The organism is Nitratiruptor tergarcus DSM 16512, assembly GCF_027946175.1.
GTDB classification, from domain to species: domain Bacteria; phylum Campylobacterota; class Campylobacteria; order Campylobacterales; family Nitratiruptoraceae; genus Nitratiruptor; species Nitratiruptor tergarcus.
Genome location: NZ_AP026671.1, coordinates 809,613 through 827,046 on the forward strand (window position 1 = coordinate 809,613; position 17,434 = coordinate 827,046).

Here is a 17,434-nt window from a genome sequence, read left to right on the forward strand (position 1 = left end):
ACTAAAGAAAGTAAAAAATTCATGGAAAACCCCAAGATTCTTATCGATACAACACCTTTGCTTAAAGATCTAAGTGGTGTGGGCTATGTCACATACCAGTATGCAAAAGAGTTGCAAAAGATATATCCAAATACGCTCTACTACTATGCATGGTTTTATAGTAATAAGCTTCGCCAAAGAGCGCTGGGAAATTATGAAAAAGCGGTAAATCTAGCCAAAAAGTATCTCCCCCGTCCCTATATACTCACCCATAGTGCTAAAACGGCCATTTTTAATTACACACTTTTCAAAGAAAAACCAGATATTTTTATCCAGCCAAATTATATATCTTTTCCTACATTTTTTGATATTCCAACTATTACTTTTATTCATGATCTCTCTCATATCCGCTATAAAGAGTATCATCCAAAAGAGCGGATGGAGTATTTTGAAAAATATCTACCAAAAAGCATAGAAAAAAGCACCAAAATAGTGACTATCTCAGAATTTACTAAGCAAGAGCTTATAAATCTGAATCTATGTGATGAAGAGAAAATAGAAGTTATATATAATGGAATTGATCCCAAATTTCGTCCAACAACGCAATCAGAGTTTGTATCTGTAGCACAAAAACATAACTTGCAATATCAAAACTACTTCCTCTTTGTGGGAACTTTAGAGCCACGTAAAAATCTTAGAAATCTTCTTGCTGCTTATTTGCAATATCTAAAAACCACTAATCACCCCACTCCTTTGGTACTAGCTGGTGGAATTGGATGGCGTAGTGAACATTTTGATGATTTATTGCAAAAAGCTTCAAATAGTGGCTATGTCAAAAGACTTGGGTATGTAAGTGAAGAGGAACTCATTGCGCTCTATGGTGGAGCAAAAGCTTTTATTTTTCCCTCTTTTTATGAAGGATTTGGTCTGCCTCCTCTTGAAGCGATGGCGTGTGGAACTCCAGTTATTGCCTCAAACAGCTCTTCGATTCCAGAAGTAATAGGAGATGCCGGTCTTTTGATAGATCCCCATGATACAAAACAAATACGCCAAGCTTTGCATCAAATGGATGAAGATACAGTTTTGCGAAAAGAACTCGCAGTCAAAGGGCTCATAAGAGCTAAGCAATTTAGCTGGGAAAGTGCAGCGCAAAAACTCTCAAATATAATAGAAAAAAACATATGAAAAGAGCTCTCTCTTCTCTTTTTATTGCTGAAACCTTCTCAAGGGCTCTTAGTTTTTTTATCATCATCTATGTTTCAAGAGTACTTGGAGTAACTGAACTAGGATATTGGTCTTATGCACTTGCAATCAATGCTTTTTTGATCATCGCTACCAATCTAGGACTTGATGTCTATGCTATGGTAGAAGCCACGAAAAATATTAGAAAAAGATCTTCACTATATATCAACACTATCACCATAAAAGCACTGCTTACCTTTGGAGCTTTAGGAGTCTCGTGGAGCTTACATAGCTATATGGAGCTAAAAGTTTTGCTACTTATCACTATGCTTTTGTGTGCAGATTTGCTTTCTACCATCACACCAGTATGGTACTACCAAGCTGCTGAAGATTTTAGAACCATTTCTCATATTAAAATCACACAAGCCGTGAGCTATTTTTTCTTGGTTCTTCTTTTGCTATGGTGGTTTGAAAATATCATCACGTTGGCAGTAGCTTACATAGGCGCGAATTTGCTCAGTGCAGTTATTTTTGGGAAAAATATTTTTAAAGAACTTAGCTTTTCTTCTACCAAGCCTCATCATTGGCACAAAATCATCAAAGTCTCCATCTATCTAGGAGGTGCACTCTTTCTCAATCAGATATATACTAATACAGACAAAATCATGATAGCCCATATGCTTGGCATCAAGTACAATGGCTACTATGAAGCTGGATACAAACTCTATGCACTTGTACCGGTAATCTTTAGCACTGTATGGACAGTCTTTGCACCAAAAGTGACAAAGAGTATAGATGCAATGAGATCATATAAATGGAGTATTGTTATTCTCTCTTTTTTCATTGCTGCAGTCTTTTATTTTGGTAAAGATTTCATTATCACGCTTCTTTATACAGAAAAATTCGCCCCTACCATATCTTTGATGCCTCTTTTTGCTTTAAGTATAATAGTACTTGCCTGGAGCTATGTTTATACCTCTCTCCTCACAATTTTAGAAAAAAGTAAAGAGTGGTTTTGGATAACATTTGCTTCAGCTACTTTGAATATTTTGCTCAATTTTTTCTTAATTCCACATTTTAGACTTCAAGGAGCACTCTATGCTACGATAATAGCAGAGAGTGTGGCCGCAATTGGAGGATATTATGTGTATAAAAAGGTTAAAGAAGTGTCCTCAGCTCCATCGCATACCACAAGATAATGAGATTGAGCACAAAAATAGCCATACTGCTGGCGCGTGAGAGGAATTTTTGCAAAGGCGTGCGCTCAAGACCATTTGTTTTAAAAGCAATATACATATGGATAATCGTTGCAATGGTGATAAGAACTACCAAGAAAAGCTTTTTTTGTAAGATTGGAGCAATGAGATTTTCTCCATGTATCACATTTTCAAGCCCCATATGAAAAAACATCCAAAGTCCAGTTATGATTAAAATTGTAAGCCATACGCTCTCTACATAGCCATAGATTGGCCCCACATAAAAATAGACCTTCTTTTGCGCATCTTTATCACGCAAAAAAATTCCTAATGCAAAGAGAAAAACGCTTCCTCCAATCCACACTGTAGCTGCTAGAAGATGGATATAAAGAACAAGATTCATCATCGTTTTGGATATCTCCAGTAGCGAGGATTTGCAGTATCAATATGTATGAAATTGGATCTTGGATAATAGCCTATCCCTCCCCTTTTCAATGAAAGTGCTGCATAGCGTAGCATTGAGAGCCTCACATCAGGTATACGGATATCTACTGCCATACCTTTGGTGTGGTAGCTATTTTTGGCAACTCCTCTATGGTGCTTACGCAACAAAGTATTTGTAGCAGGAGATCTATAGCCAGAAATAACTAAAATCTCTTTATTCGATTCAACTAAAGAGTGAAGATCATAGAGATAGTCAAAAAGCTTCACATCTATTTTATGTATTTCATTGTTACGGTAATCGCGTAAGATATATTCAAGATTTGCTATTTCGTCATAGATATATTTCCCATTTGCCCAGTAGATGGCTCTATATTTCTCCCCTGTATGGATGTTGTAAAGCGTAAAGCTCTTTTCATTGAGTGATGCAAAAGATCGAGAAGGAACAATAATAGAAGCGGTAAAAAGTAAACTTTTTTTGATAAAGTCTCTTCTTTGCATTGCTATTCCTTTCTTTTATTGACTGCTATTGTATCTAATTTTTGCAAATCCTCTATTGATAGCATCTTTTTATCAATGCCATAGATATCGTCAAAAAAACTCACAAGTCCCTCTTCATCCATATATACCGTCAAATAGAGCAAATACACAGGGATATTGGGTCGAATGTAGATCTTTTTCGTCTCATTATCAGCCAAAAGTGCTTGAACATCCTCCAAAGATATATACGTTTGACACGTTTCTTGCAATAAAACATCAAAAAGCTCCAATGGCTTTTGTACTCTCACACACCCAGAACTCAATGCCCTAAAGTCATAATCAAAAAGCCATCTCTCATTTGTATCATGCAAATAGACATCAAATCTATTAGGAAACATCATCTTGATTCGACCCAAAAAGTTCTGATCTCCAGGTAGTTGTAAGAAGGTAAAAGGCAGATTTGTAACATTATATTCACTCCAATTGACATCCTCATACGCTATCAAATTTTTGCCATAGTAATCTTTGGATGCAAGGATCCCCTCTTTGTAGAGCTCTTCAAATTCCCCTTTTTTTATATGAGGCAAAATATCCTCTTTGATAATAGTCTTTGGTGCTCTCCAGTAAGGATTGAGAATAGCATAAGAGATGACATTGCGCATCTGGGGTGTTGGTCTGCTTTTTCTGCCTACAACAACTTTGGAGTAAAAGATGGGCTCCCCGTCTTTAAAAACTTGGAGAAAAAATCCTGGTATGTCCACAAACACAAAAAAATTGTCATTTTTTACAAACCATCTTGCTCGCTCAATATTGATAAGAATCTCTTTAAGTCTCATATCTACTGATTCATTCATAGCTGTAACGGTCATTGGGCCTATAATGCCATCTACTTTAAGAGAATGGCAGCGCTGAAACTCTTTGACTGCATTTTCCAAAGAGCTATTAAAAAGCTTTGAGTCGTTGCACTCTTCTATATATCCTTCTATCTTGAGACGTTTACAAATCTGGGGAATGACATCATACTCTTGCCCCTTTTTGAGATAGAGAATATCCTGCACTACTATAGGCTCCCATCCACCCTCTTGCTTGATTTTTTTATATTTTTCAAAAGCCTTATAGAGGCGGTGCAAAATGGGATTATCTATAACTTTCGTATCGCTTTTATCGGTAGATAAAAAGTTTTCTTCCAAAAACTCTTTTGGATTATAGCAGCCATTGCTTTTAAAATAATTATATGACTGTACTGTTTTTTCTACTTCATCCAACAAAAGCTCTTTGAGTTTTGGATCGAAAGTATATTCGTATCCAACAAGAAGATTTTCCAATCTTTGCAGATCTATTCTCTCTTTACATAAAAGAGTCTCATCTTTTTTTATTTTTTTGATAAATTCATGGATCCAAAAAAAGGAGCTACTGTTTTCATCTCCTCTCAAAGCTCTTGTCTCAATATTGGCAAAAAGTGACAAACAAAATAGCAATAGAAAAATGACTTTACTCATCCACTTCCTAATTTTAATTTAAGTTTTTATTGATTATAATTTCATCCGTCACTTAAATGCCTGGCCCCATCGTCTAGCGGTTAGGACACCGCCCTTTCACGGCGGTGACGGGGGTTCGAGTCCCCCTGGGGTCGCCATTAACTTCCGCTATTCTCTTTATCTTCGAGCTCATCAATATAATCAGCTAACGGATCATTTGGATCTTTGACAGGTTTATCGAGAGTTTTATCTACATATTTTGCATCTTCATCGCGTGGATCACTACTTGCATCTTTGAATTGATGTACATCTACATGGTTGTGTCTGCGAATCTCTTCAAGGATCTCCTCTTGGATAGTAGCCTCTTCATCATCTATTGCACAGATTTTTGTAGCCTTCTCTTCATCAAGAAGTTTTTGCTCAAGCTCTAACTCTTTTTTAACTATATCTTCATTCTTAATAAACTTATGAAGTGTTTTTAACACTTCAAGTTGTGCTTCATTACTAAGTTTGGCGAAGTTTTCAGCTACATACTCTTTGAGTTCAGCCATATTTTTTGGGATTTGCATTGTAATGCTCCTTTGTTTTTTTATAGTATACAAAAATTTCTCTTATATTCTTCAAACCTGCTTTTCTTTACTATCTGTCCATCTTTTAAAAAGAGCAAAATATCAGCCTCTTCTATGGTACTTGGACGATGGGCAATGAGAATGGTGGTGCGTTTACGCAAGAAATCCTTCAACGCACAAAAGAGCAGCTTTTCTGTCTCCATATCAATAGCTGATGTTGACTCATCCAAAATAACTACTTTTGGATCTTGTAAAATCATTCTAGCTATTGCAATGCGCTGCCTCTCTCCACCACTTAGCCTAGCTCCACCTTTTCCCACAACTGTATCAAGCCCTTGTGGAAGCATTTCAATCACTTTATAGATTTGCGCCATCTGCAGCGCCTCTTTGATTTTATCTTCTGGGTACTCTTTTCCTAGAGTGAGATTAAACCGCACTGTATCATTAAATAGTATCGGTGTTTGCAAAACAAGTGCTACATTTTGCCTAATAGTTTTTAAGCCAATCTCTTGCATACTCACACCATTATAGAAAATATCCCCCTTTGTTGGCACGTAAAGTCCTACAAGCAAGCGACTAAGGGTAGTTTTGCCACTACCGCTTGCACCTACAAGAGCTGTTATCTTTCCAGCAGCAATTGTTGTGGTAATATCTTTGAGCACTGGTTTTTTCTCTCCATAGTTAAACCAGACATGCTCTAAAGTGATTGAAACTTTTTCTGACATTGCAAATGGATTTTTAAGCGCTGGAAACTCTGGCTCTTTTTGTAGTGTAAAAAGTTTATTAATACGCTGGAGTGCCATATCAGCACTTCTTTTGGCATACTGAATATTGATAATATCTTGAATTGGCGTCATCATTACCCACAAATAACCAAATATAGCCATCATAAGCCCGATACTTAAGTCACTATAGGCTACAGTAATAATCCCAGCTGCCCTAAAAAGCTCAAAACCGGAAAGAAACACCAAAAAACTTAGCCTCACGCCTGCATCATTTTTGTAGCTAAATGCAATGGAGCGATTTTTGAGATCTTTAATAAGCTGCATGAGGCGTCCAAAAAAGTACTCCTCTTTATTTGCTGCTCTAATTTGCTCAAATAGCTCTAATGTTTCCACCAAACTATTTTGAAAGATCTCAATTGCTCTGTTTTCCTCTTTTTTGAGTTTTGAAACTTTTTTAGCCAACCTGCTTGAAAAAAAAACCACAAAAGGATTGAGAATAAGAATAAATAAAGCTAGCTGCCAATGGATAAGAAGCAAGACAATACTCACTCCAGCCAGTGTCAAAACAGAGACTAAAAGCTTGCTAATACTGCTACTTAAAAAAAGATCAATCGTATTGATATCACTTACGAGTCTTGAAGCAACCTTTCCGCTTCCAAGCATCTCATACTCACTCATAGAGACTTTTTGAAGATGCGCAAGAACATCTTGGCGAATTTGTGCAGTGATATTTTTAGAGATGGTGTGAAAAATCTTACTTTGTAAAATTCCAAGGCCAATATAGATCCCGCGTAAAAGTAGTGTCATTGCAAGTACAATAAGTGTATAAAAAAGTGGCGAGCCGCTGCCAAAGAGCTCTTGAATAAAAGCCAGCAGCTTTCCTGGTTTATGCAAAAGTACCTCATCGACAAGCAGTGGCATCAAAAGAGGTGTAGGAACACTCGCAAGCACAGCCAACAGTGCTAAGATTTGGGCTATAATAAAGAGTTTTTTATGTGCTAAAACGCTTTTAAAAATCCTTTGCCAACTATACATACAACTCTTTTTTCTTGAAGACTATAAACTTTGTTGGCAATCCAAACTTTTTTGCCATTTTTGGATTGATTTTATAAAAACCAAATATTACCTCAATTGTATCTCCTTTTTGCGGATGTATATCAAAAGTTACTACTCTCTTCTCACCCGCTTTAAGCATTGTATCTTTTACTACCTCTGTAGCAATCCATGGAGGAGTTGGTTTGCCATCTTTTCCAATAACACGCACGAACGTAATCTCTTGCTCTTTTAAAAGCTTCCCATCACGTTTATGTTTTACAATGAGCTTTGCCACACGCAAAGGATGGAGCAAAAATGCATGAGGTGCATCGTTGGTTAGGCGAATTTGAAGAGGATCTTTTTTAATCAAATCTATATGAAGATATTTTGCCAAAAACTCTGGCTTTACACTTACTCCTGCAAATCCATGAAAAGCGTGTGTAGGCGTCTCAACTCTATCACTGAGACTCCCCTCTACTTGTGGCATGTGACAAGTTATACAGTTTTGCTTGAGAGTATTATTACTCTCAGTCTGACACACAACAAACCCATGCTCATTTTGTTTATGAGAATGGCATCCCATGCAAGTTTCACCATTTTTGTGGATGGGGTTAGTATTGATAATTTTATGGTATTCGCTTCTTATTTTTGGATGGCGCGTTCCATAGTAGACCCCTTTTTTGGGCAGTATCACATTTTTATTTGCTTTGGCATGCTTTTCAATTGATTTGATTCTATGACAGTATGCACATGAAATTGCTTGCTCATAGCCAAATTTTTTGGGATCCATTGAAGCAATTTTTTTGTCTTTAAGGGTAGGGGTATGGCATTTGGCACACACATACTCTTTGGCTTTACTCGCTTTTGCGTGCAACTCAAAAACCTTTTTATGGACAGGATCTCTGTAAATTGTAGAGTTGAAGTGGGGAGATGCTTTATACTCGTCATAGATATCGAGATGGCAGCGAATACACTGATGTGTTTTGGCAAAGTCTCCTTTGATATCCATTGAGTGTTTTGTAGCACTTCCTGCAAAGATATTAGCATAAGCCCATACTGCAACTCCCAAAAGAATTAAACTTCTCATAGCTCATCCTTTGTAAGTTCTTCTAATGTAATAGCTACACTTGTAGCTAATGAGTCAAGATTGTATCCACCCTCTAACAAAAATGCTACTGGCTTATCACCTGCAAACCGCAAAATCTTTTGCACTATTGCACGCAGACCTTCAAAGGTAATTTGTGCAGTAGATATCGCCTCATCCTTCATCAAATCATACCCAGCACTTACAAGTACAATATCAAAATCAAACCACTCAGGAAGATCCTCATAAAGTTGCAAAAGCTCTTCATCACTGCAGTAATCCCCGTAAGGCTTATTGATATTGAAGCCCTCGCCTCTTCCCTCTCCTCTTTCTTCTTCACTTCCAGTAAAATAGGGGTAATTGTTACGCTCATGCGTGCTAAAGTAACATACGGTATCATCGTGATAGAAAATATCTTGCGTTCCGTTACCATGATGCACGTCAAAGTCAATTATCATTACCTTTTTAAATCCTCTTTTTTGTGCATACCTTGCCATGAGAGCGATATTATTAAAGATACAAAACCCCTGTCCTGTTCTTCTTTCGGCATGGTGTCCGGGAGGGCGGATATTAAGAAATGCTTTTTTAATCTCACCATTTGCAAAAGCATCGATAACCGGCATAGTCGATCCTGCAGCGTAGCTTGCAACCTCAAAGCTTCTTGGAGTAAGGAGCGTATCTTCATTGAGGATGAATCGATACCCCTCATCATAGGCTCTCTCCACCCACTCCACATAGTGTGCTTCATGAATCGTTTTGAGATCTTCTTTGGTGGCTTTTTTTACGGGAAAACGCTGCAATGGAAAATTACGTGCAACTGTATCAATCACCTCTGCGCGTGCTGGCCGCTCAATATGCTCCTCACTTCCATGCTCAGTAAATATAGGATCGTAAATATAGCCTACCATTTCACATCCTTTTATAGATATCTCCCAACGCCTCTACAAAGAGAGCGCTATCATTAACACACTGCGCTACCCTATACTCTTTGATACCAAGCTCTTTTGCTATCTCTTTATATTCGATGTGGAGCTCAAACTCTGTCTCACTGTTATCAAGAATAAATGATATTGGATATATGAGCACTTTTTTGCCTTTTAATTCCTTGAGTTTCTCTTCGAGACTTGGCTCGAGCCATTTGACAGGTCCCAGTTTTGATTGGAAAGCTAGATGATAGCCAGCAAACCTCTTGCCTAACATATTTTTGAGGATCTCTGTATGCTCTGTTACTTCATAGAGATAGGGATCTCCTTTTGCAATTATTTTTTGTGGAAGTGAGTGGGTACTAAAGATAAGTTCAAATTCACTAGCGCTCTCTCCAGCTAGAGCTTCCTCAATTCTTTGGATAATAGCTTCATTAAAGAGCCTATTTTCATAAAAGTTTGCAATATCGTGAAATCTTGCATGGTATCCAAGCCCTTTAGCAGTATTGTAAAAATCTTCAAGACTCGATTTTGTAGTAGTTGTAGAGTAGTGAGGATAGAGGGGAACGAGATAGACCTCTTTGATTCCATGGGCTACAAGCTCTTTTATTGCATCTTTTGCAAAAGGAGGTGTATAGCGCATAGCTTTTGTTATATAGACATCTGGAATGTGAGTGCGGAGTTTGCCAATGAGTTTATCTGTGTAGAAATTAAGAGGACTAGCTCCCCCTAACTTTTCATAATTGCTTCTAGCCTCTTTCTTACGTCCCTGTGTTATCATAAAAGCTATGAATTTTCGTAAAAGCCTGTTTTTGATTGGAAGTATATTGTCGTCATTAAACATATTACGTAAAAATAGTTCAACCTCTTCAAGATTGTTCGGCCCTCCCATATTGAGCAGTACCATTGCATTCATACTCTGCCTTTTTTAAGATATCTTATGAAATAGCGATCAAGACTCAATTCTTTTGGAATGGGTGCGTTTTTGAGCAGATGCTCTGCAAGTATTTTAGCTACATATGGCCCAAAGACAAACCCTCTGCCACCCAATCCATTTATTATATAAATATTTTTCCTAGGGAGTGAATCGAGATCGAGTTTTTTAAAATTGGTTATGCGAGGGGTACTTTTTGTATCAATAAGCTCTCCAATAATGGGGAAGTGATCACTCACACTACTACGTACTCCACAATACATCTGCGCTATCTCATAGCTAAATGCTCCTACCATTTTACGCGCCTCTTCAAAAAGCATTGATGGTGGTTGTGGCGTGGCACCTTCACGGTTGTGTGTAGCTCCAATGCTCACTATTCCATCAATATTAACTGAAATAGATACACGTTTATGCATACAATAAGGCAGGCTCAATGCTGTTTTGACATCAAAACGCACCCCGCCAAGTTTACCAATTCTAATATAAGGCTCGTCTATCAGCTCATCATAAGAGCCCGTAGCTACAACAACCTTTTTTGCTCTTACGTCACCTACATCAAAATAGTCGCTTCTTTGCTCAATAGATGCATACTTTTTATAGAGAGGTATTTTGTGAGCTAGAGATTGAAGATGCTTTTTTGCTTTGAGAATGCCAGCTTCAGGAAAGAAAAATCTCCCCTCCTTACAAGAAAATGGTATATCAAGGAACTTTTCAAGTCCAGTAAAATCTTGATTATCTTTTGGAAGTCTTAGCAGACCTGTTTGATAAAAAAAGGGAGCGTTTTTGTAAAAATCTACTGCAAATTTGAAAGCTTCGTTTGTGATACGCTGTAAATCACTCCCCTTGCCTATGCGCGGAGAGATAAAAGCTCCAGCAGCCCCGCTTCCGCCAGCTCCGATTTCGCTTTGCTCAACGAGAGCTACTTTTGCACCACCTTCAAGTAAAAAGTGGGCGGTATGCACTCCAGCACTCCCACCCCCAATCACTACAAAATCATATATCACACTGAAATCTCTTTGATATCTGCAATTTTTCTAAACTCTTTATAGATGGATGCTATAAGATTTTTTCTATTAGTACGCAGTTTTTCATCCTCAGCATTGACTAGAACATTATCAAAAAAGAGATCAATTTTGTGTTTAAGATCAAAAAGTGCCGTAAGCCTTGTCTCAATATCTGGATAATCGACGCTTGCTCGTTTTTTAAACTCTTCATAGAGCTCTCTTTCATACTCACTTGTAAAGAGGCTCTCATCTACACGAAGATCTTGCTCTACATCGATATCTTTGACAATATTTGCAACACGCTTGAATGTAGTAAAGATCTCTTTAAAATCGCTGCTTTGCACAATATTTGCAAGAGCTTTAATGCGTTTGTCGATTTCTAGCAAGTCTCTTTCTTGTGTAGCAATAACTGCACTCACCACTGATGGATTGACATCATAAAACTGATAGAGACGCTCTAAGAAAAACTCTACAAGTTTTTTAGTATCAAACTCTCTATACTCACTCGCTAGTTCTGTAAAAACCTTTTCTAAATCAAAATGCAGATTGTATGCTAAAACAATGCGTATAACCCCAAGAGCTGCACGCCGCAAACCAAAAGGATCTCGTGAGCCTGTTGGAATCTTTCCAACGCTAAAGAGTGCCATAAGAGTATCAAGCTTTTTTGATAAGGCTACGAGTGCACTAAAGAGACTACTTGGAAGCTCACTCTCCTCACCTTGCGGTAGATACTGCTCTTTGATTGCAAGAGCAACCTGTTCATCTTCACCTTGCGCAAGAGCGTAGTAGTAGCCCATAATTCCTTGGAGCTCTGTGAACTCATAAACCATTTCAGTGAGCAAATCTGCATAGCTAAGCATCACTGCTCGCTCTAAGAGCGCTTTTGCTTGGCCTGGCTCTTGGAAGAGATTTTCATACTGGGCATAGAGAGCTTGAGCGATTTTAAGCTCACGCAGAGTTTTATCAAATAGCGTTCCCAAGCCATTCATAAAAACTACCTCTTTAAGCCCCTCAAAATCGAGCCCTTTTTTAAGATCATTCTCCCAAAAAAAGAGCGCATCGGAGAGTCTAGCTTTAAGTACTCGCTCATTACCCCTTACTACTACATCAAAATCTTGCGTATAGGCATTGCTTACAACAACGAAGAGATTTTGAAGCTTGCCATCTTTATAGACTGGAAAATAGCGCTGATGCTCTTTCATGCTCGTTACAATTACCTCTGGAGGCAGTTGCAAAAACTTCTCATCAAAACCACCCTCTAGTGCAGTTGGGAATTCGGTTATTGTGACAACTTCAGCTAAAAGATCTTCATCCTTATCAATAGCAACACCGCTTTTTTGAATATTTGCAAACTCATTTTCAATCTTTTCATACCTCGCATCGGGACAGAGGATAACTCCCCCCTCTTTGAGCACTGCAAAATACTCTTTTGGATTTTCTATTGTAACAGGTTCAAGAGAGACACTGCGGTGCACATAGGTAAAATTGCTAGCAGTGATGCCAAAAAGTTCTGCATCGATAAACTCACTTCCTAAATTGATAACTGCCCAGCGTACAGGCCGGATAAATTCTGCCTTCACATCTCCCCACCGCATCTTTTTGCCAAAATCAAGACTTGCAAGCCACTGCTGCACCATGTGGGGGAGTATATCTTTTGCTTGGCGTCCAGGAATCTCTTTTTTATAGTATAAAACCTCTTTATTCCCTCTCTTGATAGTAGAGAGATCTTTCACATCTACGCCACACTTTTTTGCAAAACCTATAGCTGCTTTTGTCGGTTCTCCATCTTTAAAAGCGATTTCAAGAGGTGCGCCAAAAAACTCCTCATAGGTGGTAGGCTGCTCAGTCGGAAATTCACGGTGCCACAACACCAACCTTCTTGGTGTGTAGTAAAATGAAAATCCGCTTTTGAGGCTAAAATCCTCTAAAATATTTTCCCATTTTTTCTCAATATTTGGCAGCTCTTTCAAAAAAGGTATTGCAGGAAGCTCCTCAACACCTATTTCAATCAACAACGTTGTTTGCATCAACACCCTTTTTTTCCAAATAGATTTCATACAATTGTACCTATAATTGGCTTTTTAAACACTTATTTATCTTCCCCGCGTTTATGATGCTCTTTTTGGCGATGATACCCCACAATAAGCCATATCATAAAGAGTACAAAAAGTGTCATGACAATAAAATCCACTATCTCCTTCATCCAAACTCCTCAAAGTTTTGCCGTATCGCTTCGTAGAGCACTACACCAACACTCACAGCCAAATTGAGACTACGCCCCTCCTTAGTCATCGGAATAGTTATGGCATTTTGCCAATTGCTCTGCATGAGATCCATTGGAAGCCCTTTCGTCTCACTTCCAAAAAGCAGATAATCGCCCGGTTTAAATTGTGCCTCGAAATATGGTTTTGTAGCTTTTGTGGTAGCAAAGTAGCATCGCTGCAAAGGAACCTCTTCTACAAAAGCATCCAGACTCTCCCAAACTGTGAAGTCAAGTTTATGCCAATAATCAAGCCCTGCTCTTTTAAGTGATTTTTCACTAATATCAAATCCAAGAGGCTTAATTAAATGGAGTTTTGCACCAGTATTAACACAAAGTCTTCCAATATTACCAGTATTTGGAGGGATCTGGGGATGCACTAAAACCACATTGAACATATCAAAATATCACCGTTTTATTTGCATAGACAAATATTCTATCTTCAATCGCTAAATTCAAAGCCCTTGCAAGCACCACCTTTTCTACATCACGGCCAGCTTTGCGCATCTGCTGCCATGAAAAAGAGTGATCCACTGGAATTACATCTTGTGCGATAATTGGCCCTTCATCAAGATTGTTATTAACAAAGTGTGCTGTAGCTCCAATGATTTTCACACCTCTATCATAAGCCTGTTTATAAGGATTTGCTCCTATAAAGGCTGGCAAAAAGGAGTGGTGAATATTGATAATTTTATTTTCATATTTTTGCACAAAGTTTGGCGTAAGGATGCGCATATATTTTGCCAGTACAATGTAGTCAATATGCTCAAACATCTCTAAAAGTGCTAAGATTTTTTCTTCATGCTCACTTCTTCCAAGATCAGTGTGTGGAACGTGAAAATAATCAATCCCAAACTTCTCCACCAATGGACGCAAAACATCATAATTGGATATAACAGCAACAATCTCAGCAGCCAACTCACCATCAAAATGGCGTATAAGAATATCTCCTAAGACATGGCTCTCTTTTGTAGCCATGATAACGATCTTCTTTTTTTGCGGCACTATCACTTTAATATTTGCATCTTTTGGCAAAACCTCTTGGAGTTTTTTTTGTAGCTCCTCTTTTTCTAACTTTCCCTTTACCACACTTCGCATAAAAAACTTATTGTTTTCACTATCTACAAATTCATCATTTTTCTCAATATTAAACTCATTTTCAAAAAAGACTTTGGAAATCTTATAGACAAGCCCCTTCTCATCCTGACAGTCAATAAGCACTCTATATGTTTTCATCAAAACCTCTCTCTAATGATTTGTAGTGTTCTACGGCGCAATTCTTGGCCCAACTCTTTGCCACTGTAGCCTTGTGCTAAAAGTATTGCTGGTTTGATTGGTACGAACTTCTCTTTCCAAAAACCAAACTGCTTTGCACGTATTTTAACATCTTCTTTATAGTTTCCAAGGTAGTTTTGCAAAGGATAATTGGTTGCAAGACCTGCAAGAAATCTATTAGTACGTACTCTTGGTAGATATTTTTGTCTTTTAAAGGCTCTATAGTACTCATTGGGCGTATGTAAAATATCTAAAAATTGCTGAAATGACCTGTGCTGATTTTTTGTGAAAATATATAAAAAGTAAAATTTATAGAGATGCTCTTCAAAGTTTTTTTGCGATTTTGCTAATTCGCGTGCAGTAGTAAAGAAAAAGACTCTATCAAGCTTCACGCCAAATATCTTTTGACAAATGCAAAGGTGCAAAAGATAGTAGAGCCCATAGTGAAGCCATTTGGCTAAAAACATCTTCTCAAACTCCCAAAAGATACGCTCTTGACTTAGATCTCCTAGATCCATCTTTTGCATAATCTGGCAACTTCTTTGCTCTATTTTATATCCAAATCTTGCACTAAACTGCATTGCCCGCAGCACCCGCAAGCTATCCTCTTTAAACTTCTCTTCATCGATAATAGCGATGCGTTTAGCTATGATATCCTCTATCCCACCCCAAAAATCAAGAAGTTTTCCATCAAAGATGTTGAGCATCAATGCATTCATACGAAAGTCTCTGCGCATTGAGGCCTCTTGTTCATCTTTTGCAAGCTGTACCGCAAAGCCTCTGTGCCCTTTTGCTACTTTGCTCTCTATGCGCGGAAGTGAGATATCAATATAGTGCTTATATTTGTAGACAAAAAAGCTCTTACCAACACCTTTGGCACCAAGCTTTTGCATGAGTTTTGCAAACTCATCTTCACCTATACCATACACTTCGAGATCGAGATCAACAATAGCATTATTTTGATGGAATATTTGGTTACGTAAGAGATCTCTTACACTCCCTCCTACCATGTAAACGCGTCTTGTATAGGGAGCAAAGAAATTTTTGAGATAGAGAAGCTCTTCTTGAAGATTTACTGGAAGCAGAGCGAGAAGCTCAGGATACTGTCCCCCGTGTCTATATTTCGCTTGCATACTGGGCGATGAGACTTCCCATCTCGCTCGTTGTTACCACCTCTTTTGCATCAAAACTGCTGAGATCTTTTGTGCGGTATCCCTCTTTGAGCACTCGCTTGATAGCATCTTCTATTCTTTTTGCAGCACTCTCTTCGCCAAACTGATAGCGTAGCATCATCGCTGCACTGGCAATTGTTGCTATAGGATTGGCGATTCCTTGTCCCGCAATATCTGGTGCACTCCCATGAATCGGCTCATACAAACCATATTTTTCACCAATGCTCGCACTTGGCAGCAAACCAATTGAGCCACTAAGCATACTTGCTTCATCACTGAGAATATCACCAAAAATATTGCCAGTGAGAATCACATCAAACTGCTTTGGATCGCGTACAAGCTGCATAGCTGCATTATCTACATACATGTGCTCTACACTTACTTCAGGATACTCTTTTGCTACTTCATTGACAGTATCTCGCCATAGTTGGCTCACTTCCAAAACGTTTGCTTTATCCACTGAAACGAGCTTTTTATTGCGTTTCATAGCAATTTCAAAACCAACTTTTGCTATACGGTACACCTCTTGCTTTGTATAGACCATTGTATTATAGGCTCTATCACCCTCATACGCTCTTGGCTGACCAAAATAGATCCCACCAATAAGCTCTCGCACCACCATGAGATCTGTACCCTGAATTACTTCAGGCTTGAGAGTTGAAGCATTGACAAGCTCATCATAGACTGTTACCGGACGAAGATTTGCAAACACTTCAAGAGCTTTGCGTAACTTTAAAAGACCTGTTTCAGGACGTTTATCCCGTGGCAAATCATCCCACTGCGGTCCGCCAATCGCACCAAAAAGTACTGCATCTGCACTTTTTGCAATCTCTATTGTCTCCTCAGGAATAGGCTCTCCTGTTACGTCAATAGCAGCACCCCCTAGGAGCGCTTCTTTGTAAGTAATTTCAAAACCCTCTTTGACACTTACTGCATCGAGCACCTTGACAGCTTCATCGATAATCTCTGGCCCGATACCATCACCTTTTATGAGGGCTACTGTATAGCGTTTCATCTATTCTCCTCCAAAATTTTCGCTTTGGCATAGTTCATCAATCCACCACATGAAAGAAGCTCTTGCATAAATGGAGGAATAGGGGTAAATGTATATTCATTGTGCTTATCGAGATCTTTTATAACGCCTTTTTCCATATCTATAGAGATAAGATCACCTTCATTTATTTTATCTGTCTCTTTAAGTTCAAATATAGGCAATCCCATATTAAATGCGTTGCGATAGAAAATACGTGCAAAACTTTTAGCCACCACTGCTGCAACACCTGCTGCTTTGAGTGCGATAGGAGCATGCTCGCGGCTACTCCCACATCCGAAATTTTCTCCTGCTACTATAATATCACCAGGTTGCAGTTTTTTTACAAATTCGGGATCCGCATCTTCCATCACATGTTTTGCAAGCTCATGGGGATCTGAGGTATTGAGATAGCGTGCAGCGATAATGAGATCTGTATCTATATTATCCCCAAATTTCCATACTTTCCCGGTGATTACATTCATCAAATCTCCTCTAAATTTTTGGTGATTTTAGCAAAAAAGCAACTAAAAGGCAAAAAGTTAGATAAAATAGCAATAGCAAATGACAAAAACTCCTCATAAAAACTGCTAAAAAGTTCCGCTATTTCGGATGATTTGACATTTGCAGAATTTATGGTATAATTGGGCGCATTTTAACCTACCTT

Annotated in this window: 17 protein-coding genes and 1 tRNA gene; 3 read left to right on the top strand and 15 right to left on the bottom strand. The window is 38.4% G+C overall.

The features are described from left to right. Positions 1-21 precede the first annotated feature (21 nt). Entirely contained in the window at positions 22-1,164 is a 1,143-nt protein-coding gene (locus NITER_RS04330) for a glycosyltransferase family 4 protein (RefSeq protein WP_084275707.1), read from the top strand. Continuing rightward, complete coding sequence (locus tag NITER_RS04335; protein ID WP_084275706.1) at positions 1,161-2,360, top strand: flippase; 1,200 nt, start codon at positions 1,161-1,163, stop codon at positions 2,358-2,360. The genes NITER_RS04330 and NITER_RS04335 overlap by 4 nt, the downstream gene beginning before the upstream one ends. On the opposite strand, the gene NITER_RS04340 is transcribed toward NITER_RS04335, so the two are convergent. The 3 genes from NITER_RS04340 to NITER_RS04350 are packed head-to-tail and all read right to left on the bottom strand — an operon-like array spanning position 2,320 to position 4,777. Further along, the gene (locus NITER_RS04340) at positions 2,320-2,763 is read right to left on the bottom strand and encodes a hypothetical protein (protein ID WP_084275705.1); all 444 of its coding nucleotides are present in this window, start codon (positions 2,761-2,763) and stop codon (positions 2,320-2,322) included. The two genes, NITER_RS04335 and NITER_RS04340, sit on opposite strands and share 41 nt — an antisense overlap. Continuing rightward, positions 2,760-3,299 carry a peptidoglycan L,D-endopeptidase MepK gene (mepK, locus tag NITER_RS04345; protein ID WP_084275704.1) on the bottom strand — a complete coding sequence of 180 codons (540 nt, stop codon included), beginning with the start codon at positions 3,297-3,299 and terminating at the stop codon, positions 2,760-2,762. Before mepK ends, NITER_RS04340 begins: the two co-directional genes overlap by 4 nt. A 2-nt stretch (positions 3,300-3,301) precedes the next feature. Further along, positions 3,302-4,777, bottom strand: coding sequence for a L,D-transpeptidase family protein (locus NITER_RS04350; protein WP_084275703.1), 1,476 nt, complete (start codon positions 4,775-4,777; stop codon positions 3,302-3,304). A 62-nt stretch (positions 4,778-4,839) separates the two neighbouring features. On the opposite strand from NITER_RS04350, the gene NITER_RS04355 reads away from it, so the two are divergent. Then, positions 4,840-4,914: transfer RNA gene (locus tag NITER_RS04355), tRNA-Glu, on the top strand. On the opposite strand, the gene NITER_RS04360 is transcribed toward NITER_RS04355, so the two are convergent. From NITER_RS04360 to NITER_RS04415, 12 genes are all read right to left on the bottom strand, one after another. Next, positions 4,915-5,325 carry a hypothetical protein gene (locus NITER_RS04360; RefSeq protein WP_084275702.1) on the bottom strand — a complete coding sequence of 137 codons (411 nt, stop codon included), beginning with the start codon at positions 5,323-5,325 and terminating at the stop codon, positions 4,915-4,917. It abuts the tRNA gene before it with no gap. 20 nt (positions 5,326-5,345) lie between these two features. Continuing rightward, positions 5,346-7,085 (bottom strand): ABC transporter ATP-binding protein, encoded by a 1,740-nt coding sequence (locus tag NITER_RS04365; protein WP_084275701.1) that lies wholly within the window; start codon positions 7,083-7,085, stop codon positions 5,346-5,348. Further along, on the bottom strand, positions 7,078-8,172 hold the full coding sequence (locus NITER_RS04370) for a multiheme c-type cytochrome (protein WP_084275700.1): 1,095 nt from the start codon (positions 8,170-8,172) through the stop codon (positions 7,078-7,080). The genes NITER_RS04365 and NITER_RS04370 overlap by 8 nt, the downstream gene beginning before the upstream one ends. Beyond that, the gene (locus tag NITER_RS04375; protein WP_084275699.1) at positions 8,169-9,077 is read right to left on the bottom strand and encodes a histone deacetylase family protein; all 909 of its coding nucleotides are present in this window, start codon (positions 9,075-9,077) and stop codon (positions 8,169-8,171) included. Before NITER_RS04375 ends, NITER_RS04370 begins: the two co-directional genes overlap by 4 nt. Before the next feature lies 1 nt (position 9,078). Beyond that, a complete protein-coding gene (gene hemH / locus NITER_RS04380; RefSeq protein WP_084275698.1) occupies positions 9,079-10,008 on the bottom strand; it encodes a ferrochelatase in 930 nt (309 codons plus the stop codon). Next, entirely contained in the window at positions 10,005-11,030 is a 1,026-nt protein-coding gene (locus NITER_RS04385; RefSeq protein ID WP_084275697.1) for an NAD(P)/FAD-dependent oxidoreductase, read from the bottom strand. The genes hemH and NITER_RS04385 overlap by 4 nt, the downstream gene beginning before the upstream one ends. Beyond that, positions 11,027-13,057, bottom strand: a complete 2,031-nt coding sequence (gene glyS / locus NITER_RS04390; RefSeq protein WP_084275696.1) for a glycine--tRNA ligase subunit beta — start codon at positions 13,055-13,057, stop codon at positions 11,027-11,029. The genes NITER_RS04385 and glyS overlap by 4 nt, the downstream gene beginning before the upstream one ends. A gap of 172 nt (positions 13,058-13,229) precedes the next feature. Then, the gene (locus NITER_RS04395; protein WP_084275695.1) at positions 13,230-13,688 is read right to left on the bottom strand and encodes a tRNA (cytidine(34)-2'-O)-methyltransferase; all 459 of its coding nucleotides are present in this window, start codon (positions 13,686-13,688) and stop codon (positions 13,230-13,232) included. A 1-nt stretch (position 13,689) separates the two neighbouring features. Further along, entirely contained in the window at positions 13,690-14,526 is an 837-nt protein-coding gene (gene purU, locus NITER_RS04400; protein WP_084275694.1) for a formyltetrahydrofolate deformylase, read from the bottom strand. Next, positions 14,526-15,698, bottom strand: coding sequence for a tRNA nucleotidyltransferase/poly(A) polymerase family protein (locus NITER_RS04405; RefSeq protein ID WP_084275693.1), 1,173 nt, complete (start codon positions 15,696-15,698; stop codon positions 14,526-14,528). The genes purU and NITER_RS04405 overlap by 1 nt, the downstream gene beginning before the upstream one ends. Then, positions 15,682-16,752, bottom strand: coding sequence for a 3-isopropylmalate dehydrogenase (gene leuB / locus NITER_RS04410; protein ID WP_084275692.1), 1,071 nt, complete (start codon positions 16,750-16,752; stop codon positions 15,682-15,684). The genes NITER_RS04405 and leuB overlap by 17 nt, the downstream gene beginning before the upstream one ends. Further along, positions 16,749-17,252 (bottom strand): 3-isopropylmalate dehydratase small subunit, encoded by a 504-nt coding sequence (locus tag NITER_RS04415; RefSeq protein WP_084275691.1) that lies wholly within the window; start codon positions 17,250-17,252, stop codon positions 16,749-16,751. Before NITER_RS04415 ends, leuB begins: the two co-directional genes overlap by 4 nt. Positions 17,253-17,434 lie beyond the last annotated feature (182 nt).